Origin of the sequence: Sunxiuqinia elliptica (assembly GCF_900113005.1) — a bacterium.
GTDB lineage: Bacteria > Bacteroidota > Bacteroidia > Bacteroidales > Prolixibacteraceae > Sunxiuqinia > Sunxiuqinia elliptica.
Window position 1 is genome coordinate 220994 of record NZ_FONW01000001.1, and the last position, 18808, is coordinate 239801.

Consider the following 18808-nt stretch of genomic DNA (forward strand, 5'->3'; position numbering starts at 1 on the left):
CCAACAGACATAACGCTTCATTATTTGACCGCCCACAAAATAATACTATTTTTGTGGGCGTTGTCATTTTAGCTAAAATTCTGGAAGTATGAGCGATTCGGTCGAAAAGAAGAAAAAATTCTCGCTGGGAGAAACCGACAAAGAAAGACGTAACAATCTGATTGTTATATTTCTGAGTGTCATTTTAATTGTTGTTGTCGTGCTGCTGTTTATGCAACGTGGCGAACACAAACAGATTATGCGCTCCTTGAATGCCGAAAAAGATTCCATCCAGATAGAACTGAACCAAATGGTTCAGAACTACGACAGCTTGAAAACTGACAACGACACCATCAATTCTCAATTATTTGTAGCTCAAACCAAAGTTAAAGACTTGTTGCTGGAAGTTGGCCAAGTAAAAAAGGCCAGCTACGAACAAATTGAGCGCTACCGTGAAGAAGTTGGCTCTCTGCGTCGAATTATGCGAAACTACATTGTTCAGGTTGACTCCTTGAACCGCCGAAATAAGGAATTGATGGAAGAAAATGCGCAAGTAAAACAGGAGTATGCGCAAATCGAAAATCAAAAGAAAAAGCTGGAAAAAGAGAAAGAACGTCTCTCACAACGGGTAGAAAAAGCCGCAACTCTTGAAGCTAAAAGCTTAGTTGCCTACGGAATTAACAGTCGTGGGAATGATGTCAACAACAGCAAGAAAGCGGAAAAAATTCAGGTGAACTTTACTCTAGGAAAAAATATCACAGCCAAGCGAGGTGCCAAAAATATTTACATCCGTATTCAGCGGCCAGATCAAATTCTACTCATGAAGTCGAAGAACGATCTATTCCGGTTCGAAGACCTGCGGATTCCTTATTCTGCCATGCGTGAAGTTACCTATGAAGGGAATGACCTTCCGGTTAATATTTTCTGGGATAACAATGGCGAACAAGCTCTAATTCCGGGCGAATATACGGTTGATGTATTTGCAGACGGAAGCAACATTGGCACCACCAAGTTCAGCTTTAAAAAATAAGCTTCCAACACTTGGATAGCTCCTGATACGGTTGATTACAACTGTATTACATCCCGTCTCTGAGAAAAAATAGCCATTAGCTCATTTCCTTGGTTTTATGCATTCTACGCCTGGAATTGTTTCGATATTTCTGCGGCTAAATGGTCGTTCTCCCAAATTAATACTCTCAATAATCGAAAAACAGCTCGGCAAATTTGTACATTGCACACTTACTTGTCATTACAAATTACTGCAAAACCGACGATCATGTTTAAACAACTTGCTATTCTTCTAGTCCTATTCCAATTAATAGCCGGAAACCTGTTGGCACAAGACGAACCGTTAAAAGTTGGAGTCATTGGACTGACACATTCTCATGTACATTGGATTTTTGGGAGTGAAAAACAAGGCGATATTCAAATCATTGGAATTGTTGAGCCCAACCGGGAGCTAGCCCAAAGATATGCCGAGCAGCACGGCTATTCGATGGATTTGGTTTATAGCTCCATGGATGAGCTATTGGCAAACACCCAACCAGAAGCAGTAACGGCTTTTGGCAGTGTTTACGATCATTTAAAAGTCGTTGAAACCTTTGCTCCAAAAGGAATTCATGTGATGGTTGAAAAACCCTTAGCAGCCAACCTGAAGCAAGCCCAACAAATGGCAGACTTGGCCCGAAAACATCAGATCCACCTGCTTACGAATTATGAAACCACCTGGTACCCGACCAACCATCAAGCCTATGAGCTTTTAAAGAAAGAAGATGTTGTTGGCGCAACACGAAAAATCATTGTTCGCGATGGACACAAAGGCCCCAAGAAGATCGGGGTCAACCAAGAGTTTTTAGAATGGCTGACCGATCCGGTTTTAAATGGAGGTGGCGCCATCACCGACTTTGGATGCTATGGAGCCAACCTGATCACTTGGCTAATGGATGGCAAAAAACCTAACGCAGTTACAGCAATCACGCAACAGCTTCAGCCCGAAAACAATCCCCTAGTAGATGACGAAGCCATCATCCTGCTGCAATATGACCAAGCCGTTGGTGTCATTCAAGCCTCCTGGAACTGGCCTATCGGAAGAAAGGATATGGAGATTTATGGACTCAAAGGCGTGATTTATGCTGATAATAGCAGCGACCTTCGCGTACGTATTGCTGAGGGCTACGATGGCTACGACAAGCAAAGCTATCAACTCGAAAAGCGTAAAGCTCCTTATCACGATCCCTTTTCGTTTCTGGCAGCCGTAGTCAAAAACAAAATTGAAGTGCAGCCCAACGATTTATCATCTCTTGAGAATAACCTGATGGTCATGGAAATTCTGGACGCAGCTATCCGCAGCGCCAAACAAAATAAAACCATCAAGCTAAAGGAGTAGGAATAAGACGAATAAGTTCATTCAAAAAGATAGGATCAAGACAATTTACCCTATGTCCCACTCTTTCTGTCACACCAATTAGCTTTACAACATAAAAATAAAGTTCGCTTCATTGTGTCCACTTTTTATCTTGGTACAAAAAACAAAATGAAACGCCTACTCAATTCCAAAACTTGGATCTTAATTTTGCTGTACTGCCTGGTCCAATTTACCTATTACTCTTTAAGGGCAGGAGGCTTTCTTCATTTTATAGATCGCTTCGGATTTAGTAAAGACGATGCACTGGAAGTGTCTCAACTATTTCAATACATCCCCCTAATCGGGTTGATCGCTGCAGCCATCTTTATTCCTCTCAATCGATTTCTACAAAAACTATGGATCTACTTTATTCCCATCTTCATTGGAATAGGCCTGTGTTTGATTCCTCAACCGCTTGTGGTTATGACTGGGATAAGCCTTTTCTTGGTAACCGGAGCATTTATAAAAGTTAACGTGTTGGTTCAGCTATTCACCAGTCAAGAAAACTACAAATATTTTGATGATCGAATTTTCATCCTGCTATTTCTCCTAATCAACCTGGCTACTTTCTTATCGCCACTTAGCTATGAGCTTTTTAGCAAATATATTTCTCAAAACTTGGCTCCAGGAGTACCGTCCTTGATCTTATGGGCAATTGGCGGAGCGCTTTTCTATCGTTATTACCAAAATCAACCACCGCTTGAATTCAAGGTCAATTATCAATCCTTGCGAATCAATCCACTGTGGGTTTTTGGTAGTGCATTCCTGCTCCTTCTTTTATACTCACTTCTTCACTCCCGCTTTAGCGTCATCATTAAGGATACAACATTGCCCAACTTTCGTGCTTCCCTACCATACGCACTAACCGGACTAACAGGAATTATAACTGCCGTTGGATTGCTTTACTTACCACGCTATAATACCTTCCAAAAGGTAGTAACTACAATCATCTTACTTCTTGCTATTTGTTGTTTAACGGCACTCTTTTCATCTTCTGAAAGCCCTAATTTCATCAAAGGTTGGGCCATGCTCATGACTGCAAGCTACTCGATCTTGGATATCTTCATATACCCCGTACTCTACACTGTGGTACTGATTTCCTTCCCAACAACATGGAGCTACACTGGAATTGCCCTGTTTATGGCCATTCCACAAACCTTGTATCACTTATCCGAAAACCTGGGAGTGATTGAATTTAAAGGTGATTTGATTCTTGTTGGCTTGCTTCTTTTGGCCGGACTATTCTTGATTCTAAACTGGAACGGCCAGTATGCATTCAAATACAACAACTCAATACAGCACGCAAATCAAGAGTAAAAGCTAAAATAATTACCCATAAAAAAACAGGCTAAAAGTTATTTAGCCTGCTTTTCTGTAGTATTGTTTAGTCTTTCAAAATAGACTCAATTAAATCAAGTTCTTCTCGGCTGAAATCAAGCTGATTAAGCATGCTGATGTTATCATCTAATTGCTGCACCGAACTGGCACCAATTAACACCGAAGTGACTCTTTCATCTTTCAAAATCCAGGCTAAAGCCATCTGGGCCAGTGTTTGTCCCCGTTGCTCAGCCAATTCGTTTAGCTTCTGCACTTTGCCAATTGCAGGCTCTACCTGTTCTGCTTTTAAAAAGCCCCAGGATTTTGCGGCCCTTGAACCTTCCGGAATACCTTTCAAGTACTTGTTGGTTAGCAATCCCTGAGCCAAGGGTGAAAATGGGATACATCCAATACCCTCTTCTTCCAGCACATCCAGCAAACCCTCTTCAACCCAACGCTCAAACATCGAGTACTTTGGCTGATGAATCAAGCAGGGGACGCCAAGATCCCGTAAAATTTTGGCTGCCTCACGAGTGCGATCAGCCGGGTAATTTGAGATTCCCGCATAAAGTGCCTTTCCCTGACGCACAGCCTGCGCAAGAGCTCCCATCGTTTCCTCCAGTGGAGTTTCCGGATCTGGGCGATGTGAATAAAAAATATCGACATAATCCAGCCCCATGCGTTGTAGACTCTGATCGAGGCTGGCAAGCAAGTATTTCCGACTTCCCCAGTTCCCATAGGGACCAGGCCACATATCGTAACCGGCTTTGGTCGAAATCACCAATTGATCACGGTAAGGCTTAAAATCCTGCTTAAAAATCTTTCCAAAATTTTCTTCTGCTGAGCCATAGGGTGGCCCGTAATTATTGGCCAAGTCAAAATGAGTGATGCCATTGTCAAAAGCATGCCTAAAAATGGACCGGCCATTCTCAAATACATCAACACCACCGAAGTTGTGCCACAAGCCCAACGAAACAGCTGAAAGCTTTAGGCCCGAACGTCCGCAGCGGTTATACTTCATTGAATCATACCGATTCTCGTTTGCTAAATAATTCATGATTACTATTGTTTGGTTTGATTTAGTTCGAACTCATTTCTACGAAATTAACAAATATTCCCGTCTTACTCATGAGTTTCCCTTGGAACAATTCAGCCTTCCAGATGTTCGACATCAACAAGAAACCGACCTTAAAATCAAGCCTGGGCAATCAACAATAGTTGAGGAGCCAAATGGAAACCATGTTGCTTTAAACGCTCCTTAAACAAGGGGAGCTGATCTTTTTTCTCATCAAACTCGGGACGTCCCTGCAGCTCTTCCAAAAGACTTTCCATCTGCCGATACTTATCATCTAAAAACAACTCATCATGATTAACCTGTTTCATTTTTAAATGAAGGAAGGCATGTTTAACCTGCAAGCCATTGGCTTCTGCCAAATCCATAATTTCCTGCTCCGTCCACGTTGGCCGATGCGTGATACCATGTAAACGATCGACATAAGACTTAAAATGATGTAGCATCCGATGGTTTTGCTGCGCTTCGGTTAACTCCCCATCAATCACCTCATTAACAATTAGCCAACCACTAGATCGAACGACCCGCTTCATCTCTGCCAAAGTCTGTTCCAACTGTGCTAAATGATGCAAAGCATTGGATATGCTCACCAAATCGAACTGATCATTTTCAAAGGCCAGCTTTTCTCCATGCATACAGCGAAACTCCATGTTCTCTTGCGGAAATCGTGCGCGCGCTTCTCGCAACCACACTTCTCCCGGATCAATTCCTAAAAGCTGCGTTTCCGAACCAAATGTATCGTTTAGTACCTTGATAAAATCACCAGCCCCACATCCAACATCGAGGATGCTTTGAATCGTTTGATCCTTGAAAAATTCTTGTAGTTGTTTCATGCCATATGCTGTTTTTATATCAGTAGTAAAAAAGCCGAAGCAGCTGTGACAATAATCACAAAAGCCCGGTAAGTTTTCTCCGGAATATTTTTCACCAACCAGATGCCAAGGAAAGCTCCCAAAGCAATGGCCGGAAGCGTCAAAATGTTAGTTGTTAAGCTACTCCAGCTAATCGTTTTCCAAACCAAAATATGCAGTGGAAATTTAAAGAAATTGATGATCAGAAAGAACCAGGCTGAGGTGCCAATAAAATTGTTCTTTGGTAAATGCATCGCCAAGAGGTAAATCGCAAAAATAGGACCTGCGACATTACCAATCATCGTAGCAAAGCCACCTAAGAGTCCCATTGATGCCGCAAACCACCATTTATCTGGAAATACCTGCTGCCCCTTTTTCCGATCTTTCCAAAGCATCAGTCCAATGCAAACAAACACTAAAATAGCGATTAAGTCCTTAAACTGTTCATCATTAACAATCTCGCCAACCCACAAAGCCAAGCCCACACCCACGAAAGCCCAAGGTAAAATCTTCACCAAATAGCTCCATTGTGCATGCCGACGATAATAGCCCACACCAAAAAGATCAGCCATCATCAAAATGGGTAATAAAACTCCAGTGGATTGCTTGCCTCCAAATAAAAAGGCAAGGACTGGTACTACCAGCATCGACACCCCCGGAACGCCTACTTTGGACATCCCTATGAGCATTCCACATAGCGCCATTAAAAACCACTGAAAAGAAGTTAAATCGAAAGGACTGAGTAATTCCATCTTGTTTGTTTAGCCTCACAAAAGTAATAAAGTTGGGCCGATTGGAAGAAGTTGAAATGAAAAAAGGCCGGACTAAGCCGGCCTTTCACCCAAAAAAACACGTACAAACAAGTATACAAAAACACGAGTAAGCTATTTAAAAAAGTAGCGTTTCCGCTTTATCTTTTCCCATTTTCCAGGAATCCATTTCCAGCCTCTGGCTTGCTTTTGCCAATGCCCCGGATTCCACTGCCTATTCTCCTTTTTCTCAACCCACCGTGCACTTACCCAAACATACATTTTCGAAGGACGGTGCCAAATCCAATGCCCTGGGATAAGCTGATAATCGGGTCCGGGTTTCTCCGGAGTCGGTAACTTAACTTCCGGAGGTGTCGGTTTCTGCTCTACCGTAACCTGGGCTTTTGCAATACCTTGCGATAATACAATCGCTGAAAACCCGACAACAAGAATAAGCAAGGTTCGTTTCATGGCATTGAGGCTTTTTGTTTCGAATGAAAAATCAAAAACAATGCCAAAACATAAACAGAAACTATGTTTTATATGAGAAAGCCAGTAAAAACGGGGGTTTTAGAATTCTAAAAAATCTTATCGTGAAGTTCATCCAGCTTCGATTCGTCGATGTTTTTAAACCACAATCGAAGCCGGTCTTTAGCCTTTTCCTGTATTTGAGGCGTAATGTTACTACTGATTTGAGATAGAGCAAAGATCAATACACCAAGATCATCACTAAAGCCCACTAATGGAGCTAAGTCTGGAATAGCATCAGTTGGTAGAATGAAGTAACCTAAAGCTGCAGCAATCGTCAGCCTGGTCTTGAATGAAATCGAAGGATCTTTCATCAGGTAGTACAGCAACAAGGCAGCATAGGCAACCTGAATACCGGCTGTTTTAGCAAAATCCCGCAACTTCTGTTGAAATGATTGATCACTGTAAAACCGTTTGTAATCGTGTTCGTTCATTTTAAACTCGCGTTTGTATAATCAACCCGCATATCGCCATAGTGTTCAACAATTTCATTAAGTGTGGCTTGTACGTCTTCCAACTCTATGGCTTGCAACAGCTTAATCCGGTGTTGCCTAAAATCGGGTAAAGCCGGGAAATATTTGGCAAAATGCCTCCGCATCATCAAAACACCCGTTCGTACATTATCCTTCCAATCAATGGACATTTGCAGTTGATCACGAACATTCTGCACGATCTCTTCAACCGTAGGAGCAGGCAATACTTCACCGGTAGCCAAGTAATGCTTTACTTCCTTAAAAATCCAAGGACGACCAATGGCTCCCCGTCCAATCATCAGGGCATCAACCCCACTCAGATTCAAAAACTCGCCGGCTTTTTCCGGCCCATTGATATCCCCATTGCCAATGATCGGGATCTTGATGGCCGGATTATTTTTCACCTCTGCAATCAGGCTCCAATCAGCCTCTCCGGTATATAATTGTTTGCGGGTTCGCCCATGAATTGCCAGAGCAGCTACCCCAGCATCCTGCAAACGTAATGCCGCGTCCATGATCACTTTTGAATCTTCATCCCAGCCCAAACGCGTTTTAGCTGTTACAGGTAACGAAACAGCTTTAACAATGGCTGCTGTCATCTCCTGCATTTTATCCAAATCCTGTAACATGCCTGCTCCAGCCCCTTTACGAACAATCTTCTTCATCGGACAGCCATAATTGATATCGATAAAATCAGGCTGAAACTCCTCGACTCGCTGTGCAGCATGAACCATCGAATCAATATCGTACCCATAGATTTGGATCGCCACAGGCCGGTCAAAATCAAACAAGTGCATTTTCTGCTTGGTTTTGGCAATGTCTCGTATTAACGCTTCAGACGACACAAACTCCGTGTACATCACATCAGCCCCATACTTTTTACACATGTAACGAAACGATTTGTACGTCACGTCTTCCATCGGCGCCAGGAACAAGGGCATTTCTCCTAAATCAATCGATCCAATCTTCACAATTCAAAAGTTTTAGAGCACAAAGATACAAACTATGTGATTGTTCAAAACACCAACTACATCATCGCTACTCAATTTGATGATTTAGCAATTTTCGCGGGATTCAAAGAACAACACTTAGACCTTCATCAATAAAAAAAGGCCTCATCGTGTTGTGGATGAAGCCTTTCTTCTATATGGTTCTATATAATAATTACACTTGTTCCTGTGGTTTGTGTTCTTTATTTTCTTCGGGCAATATGCGCAACATTTTTTTGATGCGATAATTAATCCGAATGGTTAACATGTACATCACCGGAGCAATTAACAAGGTGAGGAAAGTAGCAAAGGTTAACCCAAATATTACAGTCCATGACATGGGGCCCCACCAAGCAGTACTTTCACCTCCAAGGGCAAAATCCGGATCAAAATGCGTGTACAAGGTAATGAAATCGAAATTCAATCCTACCGCTAACGGAATTAGCCCCAACACTGTCGTGATAGCCGTCAGCAATACCGGACGTAAACGGGTTTTTCCTGCCATAACCAGGCATTCAATTTCATCTTTAACAGGAAGGAAGGTACCTTCGCTTACTCCCAACTCTTCACGCCTTCTTTTTCGCATCAGGTCAATGTAGTCAATCAATACAATTCCGTTATTTACCACAATACCTGCCAGCGAGATAATTCCAATTCCGGTCATGATGATTACAAACTCCATTTTAAAAATGGCTAGTCCGAGGAATACCCCAATGGTACTGAAAAGTACAGTCATCATGATAATTGCCGGACGAATAAACGAGTTAAACTGTGTAATCATGATCAATCCAATCAAAGCCACAGCAACCAACAGGGCAAATATCAAGAACTGGCTACTTTCGTCTTGTTCTTGCTGCTCACCGGTAAATTCGTAATCATAACCTTCAGGCATTTGGTATTCAACCAACAACTGCCTGATCCGGTCATTCACCTCATTGGCATTATACCCTTCAACCACATTCGAGCTAATGGTAATCACCCGCTTAAAGTCAATCCGGTTAACCTTATCATAGGTTGATGAATATTCAAAATCAGCTACAGCTGAAATCGGAATCTTGTTTCCCTCAACCATCAATTTTTGATTCATCAAGGTTGATACATCATTCCGGTATTCTTCTTTCAAACGAATGAAGATATCGTACTCATCTTCACCATCCTTATAATCACCAACATCATAACCATAAAGCGAGTTCCGCAAGGTCATCGCAATTTGCTGAGTTGACAACTCATAACGGCGTGCTTTTTCACGATCAACTTTGATCAGCATCTCTGGCTGATGCACGTTGATATCCAGCTTCAATTCATCAATTCCCTGGATATTATCCTCATTAATAATATTCATGAAGTCGTCAGTGATTTTGATGAGCTGGTCAAAGTCGTCCCCTGTCACCTCGATGTTTACATCAGCTCCAACTGGCGGTCCCTGATCTTCGCGCTCCACAAAAATCTTCGCACCAACAAAGCCCGACAAGTTAGCTGTTAGCTCCTTCATGATATCCGAGGTATTGATATCCCCGCGCAACTTGTATTCTTCGAACGAAATGGAGGTCAACGATTTGTTCGGACTTTGCTCATTCTCAAACATGCCTCCTTTTCCGTTCCCCACCGAAGTGGTAATCGATTTTACAATCCCCATGTACGGCTCCATCGTTGTATTGATGATGCTTTCGACCTTCCGGGATACTTCATCGGTTCTATCAATTGCTGTTCCCAGGGGCAATTCCAAGGTTACATAAATGGTTTGCGGATCGGTTTCTGGAAAGAAAACCACACTCGGCTGGCGCACACTGTAGAACCAGATTGACACAATCAATAGAATAAAGGTTCCACTAAAATAAAGGATCGGTTTCCATCCGGTTAATGCTCGTCGCAACTGACGCTCATAAAGATTCTCTAACCACACCAAGAAACGCAACTGGAACCAGCGTGCTGTTGGTCGAAAAATCAAGACATTCAATACCATCAACAGAGCCACTGTCATCAGAATATTTCCAAGCAGATAAACTCCGATCAAATAGAACACTGCAGCAATAGCAGTCAGAATCCCGGCATTCTTAAATGATTTCTTCCAATCTACTTTCTGCCGGATATCATCAACTTTCATAAAGCGTGCAATAAACGGCGGATTCAGCACCAGCGCAACAAATAACGATGAAGCCAGCACCACGATCAGTGTTTGTGGCAAAATACTCATGAACTCACCAACAATGCCTTCCCAAAACATCAGTGGAAAGAAAGCTGCCAAAGTCGTCAATGTGGATGAGATAATCGGGAACGCGATTTCGCTCACCCCTTTCTTCGTTGCCTTTAAGGTTGAATAGCCCAACACATGCAGGCGGTAAACATTTTCAACCACTACAATGGCATTGTCAACCAACATCCCTAGCGCCAGGATTAATCCATATAACACCATGGAGTTCAGGGTCACCCCAGCTTGCTCCAGGATAATGAATGATAAGAACATTGACATAGGAATGGCCAAGCCGGAGAACAGGGCATTCCGGAATCCCAAGAAGAGGAAAAGCACAAAGATCACCAAGATCATCCCCAAGATGATGCTGTTTTCCAGCGTTGCAATTTCATTCTTCACATAGGTTGACATATCATCAGTGACGGTGATTTCCAGATTTTGAGGCAAATAACCTCGCTCCACTTGTTCTTCCAGTATCTGGTTCACCTTAGCCGTTGCTTCCAATATGTTGGCGCCACTTTTTTTGGTTACCGCCAAGGTAACTACGGGCTTATTGTCCAATCGCGAAATAGTCGACTTCTCCTTGTACCCATCAACAACATCGGCCACATCGCGAATGTAAACCGGCTTCCCGCCATTCAGTTTAATGATGGTATTCCGAATCTGATCCATGTTGGTGTAATCCGCCTCCGTACGCACTACGCGACGAGTCTCGTCAGCGGTAAACTCACCGGCACCAATGGTCACATTCTCTAGCTGAAGCGCCAACGCAATGTCTTCGTAGGTCATTCCACGAGCCTCCAATTTGTGCGGATCAACGTTTACTTGAATCTCGCGATCATCAATCCCTCGGATAGTCGCCTCCGAAATTTCGGACAGACTTTCAAATTCGTCCTGAAGAATCTCGGCATAGTCTTTCAACTCCCGCATACTAAAGTCACCCGAGATGTTGACGTTCAAAATCGGGAATTCCGAGAAGTCCAGATCCAGCACCAACGGATCATTCTCCAAGTCCCCCGGCAAGTCAGAGCGTGCTTTGTCCACGTTATCTTTGGTATCCTGCAGGGCTTGTTTAATTTCAACATTGGTGTTGAATTCCACGACTATAGTACTCACATCCTGGTAGGAAGCAGAAGAGACTTTTTTCACCCCGTCCATTCCTTTAAGCTCTTGCTCAATGGGGCGGGTAATCAGGTTCTCAATATCAACCGGCGAGTTTCCCGGATAAATTGTCTGCACAAAAATGTAGGGCACGACAATTTCGGGGAATGACTCCCGCGGCATTTGGTTGTACGAAAACAAACCAAAGATCACCAGCATCAGCGTAAGAATATAAACAGTCGTTTTATTCTTCAGGGCCAGGTAGACAGGTTTAAATTTTCGTGTTATGTTTTGCGTATTCTCGCTAACTTTTTCTTTGTCCATGTTTCTGTTTTTTCAGCTAAATGACTCTGAACATTTTAATTTGCCTGAAGCAAGCTTCCATCAACCACCTGGCTAAATCCTTCAGCAATCACTTGTTCTCCAGCTTTCAAACCACTTCTCACTTCGGTCATGTTGTTATCGGTTACCCCAGTTTCAACATAAACTTTCCGGGCACGGAGCTTTCCACCTTCGGACTCAGCAACAAAAGTATATGTGCCTTTAAAATCTTCTTTGATCAGCAAAGAAGGAATAACGATCGCTTCATCAGCCACGTAGTCACGCAAGGTAACCACCGCATCCATATTGGGTTTGATGAGTTTATCCTGATTTTGAAGGTCCATCCGAATCCGGAAAGTCCGGTTGTTTGGATCGATGTAGTTTCCAATCATCAACACATCTGTTTTCCGGTCTCTTTCGATTGCCGGAAAACTGATCAATACATCATCTCCTTCTTTAATCTTCGTCAGATATGATTCAGCCACATCAGCATAAACTTTAATTTTCTGGATATTAACCAATTTGGCAAAAGGCATTTGAGCACTGGCAATTTGTCCTTGCTTTTGATAAATGACATCGATGGTTCCATCCACAGGAGCTTTAACTACCGACAGGTCTTTTTGGGCTTTGAGGCTTTCTAATTGTTTCTCCAATGCTTCTTTTGTTGACTTTGCCTGTAAGAATTGTAGCTCCGAACCAATGTTTTGCTCCCACAGGTTCTTTTGCCGATCGAAGGTTGTTTGAGCCAGTTCTAAGCTAATTTTTACTTCCTCGATGTTCCGGTCAATCGTTTCTGAATTTAGAATTGCCAATACCGTTCCTTTTCGAACGCGCTGACCTTCTTTCACGGTGATTTCAAGGATTTTCCCTGAAGCTTCCGGGCTGACATTTACTTCTTGGTCAGCCTCAACACTTCCGGTAACATCGATAAAGTGTTCAAATTTTTGAGTTTGCAATTCCTGTAAAACTACCTGCACTTTGTCAACTGTAGCATCTGCTTTCAGTTCTTTTTCCAGCGCTGCAATTTTCATTTCCAGATCATGCACCTCTTGTTTATATGCTTTAAGTTGAGCCTCCTTCGCTTTATTATCGTTCTCGGCATTTCCGGCTGAGCAGGCAGCCAGAATAACAATCATGACAATCGCTGCCAGTTGATTGATCCGTTTTCTTTCGATTTGAGTCTTCTTCATCGTTTAATTGTTTATAGTTTTCCAATCGCTTTGTCCAGGTTAATTTTTGAATTCAGTAGCTGAATGACCGAAGCCACCCAAGCACCCTGGGCCTGAATGTACTGTGTTTCTGTTTGCGACAACTCGACACTACTGCTGATCCCGTTGTTGTATTTTACGGTTGTTTTGTCGTAAATCCGCTTGGCAAGCTGCTTGTTGTCAACATCATTCTCGAACTGATCAACGGCACTTTCGATGTCGGCAATAGCTGACAAATAATCTTTTTGCAGGGTTTGCTCTGCCAGTCGTTGATCATTCTCAGACTGCTGATAAGCCAGTCGTGCCTGTTGCACCTTGGCATGCTGTTGCCCCGACGTAAAAATCGGGAGTGAGAGCGTCAATCCCCACATCGAAGACTTAAACCAGGGGACGCTGTTTTTAAACAAGTTTGCTTTGTCTCCATAAGCTGTTTTCGACCAGTTGTAGAAACCTGTAAGCCTCGGCAAATAAGCAGACTGTTCCAACTTTAGCTCCTTCATTTTCAATTGACGCTGAGTTTCCAGCATCCGAAAATCAATGTGCGAGGTGTAGTCAAAACCTGCAATATGCTCATTCTTTGCCAACAATGGATCGAGGAAAGAATCCAACGACTGGGCTAATTCAATCGTTTCATCAACATCAATGCCCATCGTGTATTTCAACACAATTCGTGCAACCCGGATTTCCCTTTCAACTTTAAGGATCTCATTTTCGGCTTTTTGAACCAACAGCTTCATTTGATCCACATCCTGCTCTTCGGAGAATCCATTGTTGTATAAAGCACGCGTATCACTCTCCAATTTTTGAGAGTTAGTCAGATTTTCCCTCATGACTTTGAGGTTTTCCTCCGCCGTCAGGACCATGAAATAAGACTGAGCAACGGCATGTTTAATGTCAATCTCTGTTTTCTCTTTGGTTTGACTTGCCATTTGCAGGTAAATCTTAGCCGAGCCAATTCCCACAATGTAGGATCCATCAAAAATTAGCTGGTTCACAGTAAAGCCAAAGTCTGAGTTGTAATCCTGACCAAATTTTACGGGAACGTAAGTTCCCTCATCTTCTCCAAAGAATTGCCCCGGGATAAGTGATACCGGCAGATTTAAGAAGTTTGTGTAGTTTGCTTCACCCGTTACCTGTGGCAAACCAATGGCAATGGTTTCCCACACTTTTTTTCGGGCCGCATCTACATCAAGTCCGCTGTTTTGAATCACATAAGAATTCTTTAGCGCATAAGCTTGAGCTTCCGCTAAAGTAAACTTCAGATCATCTTGCGCTTGCCCATAGCCAGCAAGCAACAAAAACAGCAGCAAGGTAAATAGCTGTTTCGTTTTAGTTTTCATTCTGAACGTTGTTTAATTGTTGTTTGTAGTATTTCAAGCCTGTTTCTGTACAAATTGCATGCATGTGGTAATCCATCATCAAGTCAAACAACCGAATGTCCCTCACCTCTTCATTGCTAAACACCTCATTATCCGGATTGAAAACGAACAGCAAACGTCCTACTGCCAGCCGGGCGACAAAATCGCTATCCAGCTCCTTCCTAAAAAATCCATCTCGTTTCCCGCGTTCTATAATGTCAAGATTATCTGTATAAATCCACTTTCGTTTATAATTGATAATTTTCCGATAAACTTTAGGATATCCTTTCTTTAAATCATATTCGAGGTTGTTATGAACCATCTTGAGCATCTTAACGATGTGCTCCCGGATCCAAAAAAAACGATCAATTGCATTCAACTTCTCCCGCTCTTCACAAATAAAGACCTCATCCCGCATAAAAACATCGGTTACTACTTGATCCACTAGATCCGCCTTATCTTTAAAGAACTGATACAAGGTTTTTTTGGAGACTCCTACCTCAGCGGCTACATCATCCATTGTTACACTTCGGATGCCATGTCGCATGTACAGTTGCCCAACCTGTCCCAGGATATACGCTTTTTTATCTTCTGCCATAACAACAAATATAGAACTTGAATTACCCTCTGGAAACTAAAAAGATGTAAAAAGTTTCCATCGTTTACAAAAAATTAACACACCACATGTTTATTCTTCCGACATGCAAAGCTATTTCATCATCAAATTTTATTGATACAAGAATCGGTGAACACCGAAATAAGTCGAGGAATGGAGAAAAAAGAAATATGAAAAAACGGTCTGGGAAAGTCTTGTTCTACCTAACATTCTGTCTTTAAGAACATCTCAGCAATTTTCAAATCTACCGGAGTCGTAATTTTTATATTTTCTTGGTTTCCATCTACCAAGCAAATGGTATTTCCGGCTGCTTCATAAACCGAGGCATCATCTGTAAAAAAATCACTTTCAGGTTGTTGATAGGCCTTTTGAATACCAGAAACCACAAACGTTTGTGGTGTTTGTACCAAGCGAAACTGGTTCCGATCAATATGTTGTGAGCCCGAAGTAGTAACTTTTCGTAACGATTCAACCACAGAAAAAACCGGTAAAGCATTCCCTTGCTCCATAGCTGAATTAAAACAATTCTCAAGGGTTGCTTTTGAAACCAGTGGGCGAACACCGTCATGTATAAAAACAATGCCTTCTCCGCTGATTGAATCCAATCCATTTTTAACCGATTGAAAGCGGGTAGCTCCCCCCTCAACTAACCGAACAGGCAACTTGAAGTTGTACTCCTGACAAAGGGCTTTCCATACCTCAAACTGATCGGCCGGCAAGACCAAAACAAGCTCAACCTCGGGATCAAACTTGGTAAAACATTCAGTGGTCCACATCAAAACTGGCTTTCCGGCCAAAGCAATAAATTGCTTCGGAACTTCGGCTCCCATGCGCAATCCTCGACCACCTGCTACGATTAATGCAATTTTTCTCATCTCTTTAAAATTGTTTATTGAGCTTGCATTCAAAGCCTACCTGCTCTTCAGACAGGGAACTATCGATGAATTTTCATTCCCTTTTCTAGTAACACAAAAGTAGCATTCAAAATCCAAATCCGGTGCGATGTTTTCAAAAACATTCCCTATCTTCAACAAACTGGATTTACAAATCCAAAAGATACTTGTATCTCCTATTTTGCTAACAAAGGAGAATGTCTCACTCATCCATTGAAAACAAAAACAAATTAAATCGATGAAAACAATTATCTCTTTTCTGAAAGATCTTCAAAAAAATAACAACAAAGAGTGGTTTGATGCCAATCGCGATCGCTACCAAGAAAGCAAAGAACACATGCTTTTCTTTACAGAACTACTTATTCAGGAAATCCACAAAATTGATCCGGAAATCCCATTGTTGTCTCCAAAAGATTGTTTATTCCGTATATTCCGAGACGTTCGTTTTTCAAACGATAAAACCCCCTACAAAACCCATATGGGCAGTTTTATTGCCCGCGGTGGACGCAAAAGCAAACGGGCAGGCTACTATGTTCATATTGAACCTGGCAACTCATTTTTGGGAGGTGGAATTTGGTGTCCCGAACCACCGGAACTCAAGGCTATTCGCTCTGAAATATTTGAACATCCCGAAGACTTTAAGGATATTATTGAAGCACCTGGATTCAAAAAATACTTTCCTGAAATTCAAGGCGAAAAGCTGAAAACAGCCCCCAAAGGGTTTCCGAAAGATTTTGAAGAGATCGAGCTGCTCCGCCCCAAATCTTACGCATTTGGTTTCCAAGTGAATGATCAAAAAGTACTCGGAGAAGATTTTGTTGGGCTAATTGTCGACGCTTTTCAGGAATTAGCTCGCGTAAATCAGTATTTAAACGCCAGTTTGGACAAAAACTAATGAACAATATATTTTCGTTCGTTGTGTCAGAAGGGGGGTTTATCACGAAAAACGTTCAGTTCATACAATTCTCAAGAAATTTGGGTTACATTTTTACCTGAGCCTGAATTAACTAATAGAATAGTTTCTTCCCAATCAACCCATTTTATAATAGAAATGCCGGATTTTACATCCGGCATTTCTTCATTTTAAGAGGTATATAAATATCGTTTGATGTTCCGCTTGGGTGTTTTCTCAAATTCTTCCTCAACAATTTCAATCTGCGAAACCTGACTGTACTTGGGCAGTTCCTTATTCACAACCCTTCGGTTGTGGTCCATCAGCTTTTTCACAGCCTCCTCATCCATTTGCTCTGCATCAACAAGCTCAGAATCAGGAAAAACTAAAGCAACCAATTTGCCATCACGCTCAACCACAACATTCTCCAGAACTCCAGACATATTGCCCAACTTAGCCTCTATTTCCTCTGGATAGATGTTTTGTCCGGATGGCCCCAGCAGCATATTCTTGCTACGCCCTTTGATAAAAATGTAGTTTTGAGAATCAATCAGCCCCAGATCACCGGTTCTCAGCCAACCGTCTTCAGTAAAAGCTTGCTCCGTGGCTTCCTCATTCTTATAATAACCCAGCATGGTATTCATCCCTTTCACCTGAATTTCGCCTACTTGGCGATAAGGATCATCAGAATCAATCCGAACTTGCATCCGATCAACCAATTTTCCGGCTGACGAAGGCTGCGTTGTTTGCCACGCATCATACGAAATCAGAGGACCGCACTCAGTCATTCCGTAACCGATTGTAAAAGGAAATTTAATTTTGCGAAAGAACACCTCAACTTCCTTACTTAGAGGAGCTCCCCCGATCACTATCTCGTGAAAACAACCACCAAAGGTTTCAACCAGCTTTTCGCGAACTTTCTTCCGAATAACCGAAGACAGAATCGGTACCTTAAGCAGAAACTTCATGCTTGGTTTTTCGATCGCTGGCTGAATCCGCTTCTTATAAATTTTCTCAATCACCAAAGGCACCGACAGAATTAGGCGCGGCTTAATTTCAGCAAATGCCTTAATAATTACTTGTGGCGTTGGAGCCTTGGTTAAAAATGTAATGTGACAGCCCAAGGTTGCCGGGAACAAAAACTCAAATAAAAGTCCAAAGACATGCGCCATCGGCAGAAAAGAAACAATTCTGTCGCCCGATTTTAAAGGCATATGCTCACGGGCAAATACAATATTGGATAACAGGCTTCGAACGGGCACCATCACTCCTTTGGTAAATCCAGACGTCCCACTAGTGTATGAAATGACGCAAGCATCCTCGAGTGCTAACTCTTCCAGTTGAAACTCAGTTGGAGAAATTGGCTGAACACTTCCTTCTCTCAAACTTTGACTCCAAGCATCCTTCAACGCCTTCTTCGGAGTTCCTCCAAGCTCAAAGGTGTTTAGCCGAATAATGCCTCTCAAGTCGCCCATTGCCTCAAGATCCAGTTTCTCTAAAAGAGCATCCGTTACAAACAGTAAACTAGATTCCGAATGATTGACAATGTGGTGTACATCGGATGGATTGAAGTCCGGCAATACTGGAACAGCGACAGCTCCATACCCCAATGTTGCTAAAAAAACAATGCCCCAGTTGGAGGAGTTCCTTCCAAGAAGAGCAATTTTATCGCCTTTTTGAATTCCACTTGCTTTGTAGAAAAGGTGAATTTGATGGATTTTTTGAGCTACTTCGCCATACTGGTAACTGATTCCATCGTAATCAGAAAACAAAGGTAAATCCCAATTTTGAAGTAGTGATTCCTGGTAAAGCTTGATCAAGCTTTCAGGAGTAATTTGTTGGTCCATAAGATATTTCTCCATGAAT

16 protein-coding genes are annotated in these 18808 nt (G+C 42.3%); 4 read left to right on the forward strand and 12 right to left on the reverse strand.

Features of this window, described 5'->3' with window-relative positions; translation table 11 throughout:
- Positions 1-88: 88 nt before the first annotated feature.
- The 3 genes from BM156_RS00790 to BM156_RS00800 all read left to right on the forward strand — a co-directional run bounded on the left by BM156_RS00790 (position 89) and on the right by BM156_RS00800 (position 3700).
- On the forward strand, positions 89-1009 hold the full coding sequence (locus tag BM156_RS00790; protein WP_093917915.1) for a hypothetical protein: 921 nt from the start codon (positions 89-91) through the stop codon (positions 1007-1009).
- A 246-nt stretch (positions 1010-1255) separates the two neighbouring features.
- Positions 1256-2365, forward strand: a complete 1110-nt coding sequence (locus BM156_RS00795; protein ID WP_093917916.1) for a Gfo/Idh/MocA family protein — start codon at positions 1256-1258, stop codon at positions 2363-2365.
- 147 nt (positions 2366-2512) lie between these two features.
- Positions 2513-3700, forward strand: a complete 1188-nt coding sequence (locus tag BM156_RS00800) for a hypothetical protein (RefSeq protein WP_093917917.1) — start codon at positions 2513-2515, stop codon at positions 3698-3700.
- Positions 3701-3767: 67 nt separating this feature from the next.
- On the opposite strand, the gene mgrA is transcribed toward BM156_RS00800, so the two are convergent.
- From mgrA to BM156_RS00855, 11 genes are all read right to left on the reverse strand, one after another.
- Complete coding sequence (gene mgrA, locus BM156_RS00805) at positions 3768-4757, reverse strand: L-glyceraldehyde 3-phosphate reductase (RefSeq protein WP_170846813.1); 990 nt, start codon at positions 4755-4757, stop codon at positions 3768-3770.
- 137 nt (positions 4758-4894) lie between these two features.
- Positions 4895-5605: a class I SAM-dependent methyltransferase gene (locus BM156_RS00810; RefSeq protein ID WP_093917919.1), complete on the reverse strand. Its 711-nt coding sequence runs from the start codon at positions 5603-5605 to the stop codon at positions 4895-4897.
- Positions 5606-5619: 14 nt separating this feature from the next.
- Positions 5620-6375, reverse strand: coding sequence for a sulfite exporter TauE/SafE family protein (locus BM156_RS00815; RefSeq protein WP_093917920.1), 756 nt, complete (start codon positions 6373-6375; stop codon positions 5620-5622).
- Positions 6376-6507: 132 nt separating this feature from the next.
- Complete coding sequence (locus tag BM156_RS00820) at positions 6508-6843, reverse strand: YXWGXW repeat-containing protein (RefSeq protein ID WP_093917921.1); 336 nt, start codon at positions 6841-6843, stop codon at positions 6508-6510.
- Positions 6844-6950: 107 nt separating this feature from the next.
- Entirely contained in the window at positions 6951-7334 is a 384-nt protein-coding gene (locus BM156_RS00825) for a YkvA family protein (protein WP_093917922.1), read from the reverse strand.
- A complete protein-coding gene (gene dusB, locus BM156_RS00830; protein WP_093917923.1) occupies positions 7331-8344 on the reverse strand; it encodes a tRNA dihydrouridine synthase DusB in 1014 nt (337 codons plus the stop codon). The genes BM156_RS00825 and dusB overlap by 4 nt, the downstream gene beginning before the upstream one ends.
- Positions 8345-8537: 193 nt before the next feature.
- On the reverse strand, positions 8538-11978 hold the full coding sequence (locus BM156_RS00835) for an efflux RND transporter permease subunit (protein WP_093917924.1): 3441 nt from the start codon (positions 11976-11978) through the stop codon (positions 8538-8540).
- Between the two features lie 35 nt (positions 11979-12013).
- The gene (locus BM156_RS00840; RefSeq protein WP_093917925.1) at positions 12014-13165 is read right to left on the reverse strand and encodes an efflux RND transporter periplasmic adaptor subunit; all 1152 of its coding nucleotides are present in this window, start codon (positions 13163-13165) and stop codon (positions 12014-12016) included.
- Between the two features lie 11 nt (positions 13166-13176).
- Positions 13177-14523, reverse strand: a complete 1347-nt coding sequence (locus BM156_RS00845; RefSeq protein ID WP_093917926.1) for a TolC family protein — start codon at positions 14521-14523, stop codon at positions 13177-13179.
- Positions 14513-15139 carry a TetR/AcrR family transcriptional regulator gene (locus BM156_RS00850; RefSeq protein ID WP_093917927.1) on the reverse strand — a complete coding sequence of 209 codons (627 nt, stop codon included), beginning with the start codon at positions 15137-15139 and terminating at the stop codon, positions 14513-14515. Before BM156_RS00850 ends, BM156_RS00845 begins: the two co-directional genes overlap by 11 nt.
- A 221-nt stretch (positions 15140-15360) precedes the next feature.
- Complete coding sequence (locus tag BM156_RS00855) at positions 15361-16032, reverse strand: 2-C-methyl-D-erythritol 4-phosphate cytidylyltransferase (protein ID WP_093917928.1); 672 nt, start codon at positions 16030-16032, stop codon at positions 15361-15363.
- 256 nt (positions 16033-16288) lie between these two features.
- Between BM156_RS00855 and BM156_RS00860 the strand changes: the two genes are divergently transcribed.
- A complete protein-coding gene (locus BM156_RS00860) occupies positions 16289-16945 on the forward strand; it encodes a DUF2461 domain-containing protein (protein ID WP_093917929.1) in 657 nt (218 codons plus the stop codon).
- Between the two features lie 188 nt (positions 16946-17133).
- Here the strand turns inward: BM156_RS00860 and BM156_RS00865 are convergent, their stop codons facing one another.
- Entirely contained in the window at positions 17134-18804 is a 1671-nt protein-coding gene (locus BM156_RS00865; protein WP_244525702.1) for an AMP-binding protein, read from the reverse strand.
- Positions 18805-18808: the final 4 nt, after the last annotated feature.

Bases quoted from the DNA above. Each gene is read 5' to 3' on its own strand.
- BM156_RS00790 (WP_093917915.1), top strand. From the start codon at position 89: ATGAGCGATTCGGTCGAAAAGAAGAAAAAATTCTCGCTGGGAGAAACC.
- BM156_RS00795 (WP_093917916.1), top strand. From the start codon at position 1,256: ATGTTTAAACAACTTGCTATTCTTCTAGTCCTATTCCAATTAATAGCC.
- BM156_RS00800 (WP_093917917.1), top strand. From the start codon at position 2,513: ATGAAACGCCTACTCAATTCCAAAACTTGGATCTTAATTTTGCTGTAC.
- mgrA (WP_170846813.1), bottom strand. From the start codon at position 4,757: ATGAATTATTTAGCAAACGAGAATCGGTATGATTCAATGAAGTATAAC.
- BM156_RS00810 (WP_093917919.1), bottom strand. From the start codon at position 5,605: ATGAAACAACTACAAGAATTTTTCAAGGATCAAACGATTCAAAGCATC.
- BM156_RS00815 (WP_093917920.1), bottom strand. From the start codon at position 6,375: ATGGAATTACTCAGTCCTTTCGATTTAACTTCTTTTCAGTGGTTTTTA.
- BM156_RS00820 (WP_093917921.1), bottom strand. From the start codon at position 6,843: ATGAAACGAACCTTGCTTATTCTTGTTGTCGGGTTTTCAGCGATTGTA.
- BM156_RS00825 (WP_093917922.1), bottom strand. From the start codon at position 7,334: ATGAACGAACACGATTACAAACGGTTTTACAGTGATCAATCATTTCAA.
- BM156_RS00835 (WP_093917924.1), bottom strand. From the start codon at position 11,978: ATGGACAAAGAAAAAGTTAGCGAGAATACGCAAAACATAACACGAAAA.
- BM156_RS00840 (WP_093917925.1), bottom strand. From the start codon at position 13,165: ATGAAGAAGACTCAAATCGAAAGAAAACGGATCAATCAACTGGCAGCG.
- BM156_RS00845 (WP_093917926.1), bottom strand. From the start codon at position 14,523: ATGAAAACTAAAACGAAACAGCTATTTACCTTGCTGCTGTTTTTGTTG.
- BM156_RS00850 (WP_093917927.1), bottom strand. From the start codon at position 15,139: ATGGCAGAAGATAAAAAAGCGTATATCCTGGGACAGGTTGGGCAACTG.
- BM156_RS00855 (WP_093917928.1), bottom strand. From the start codon at position 16,032: ATGAGAAAAATTGCATTAATCGTAGCAGGTGGTCGAGGATTGCGCATG.
- BM156_RS00860 (WP_093917929.1), top strand. From the start codon at position 16,289: ATGAAAACAATTATCTCTTTTCTGAAAGATCTTCAAAAAAATAACAAC.
- BM156_RS00865 (WP_244525702.1), bottom strand. From the start codon at position 18,804: ATGGAGAAATATCTTATGGACCAACAAATTACTCCTGAAAGCTTGATC.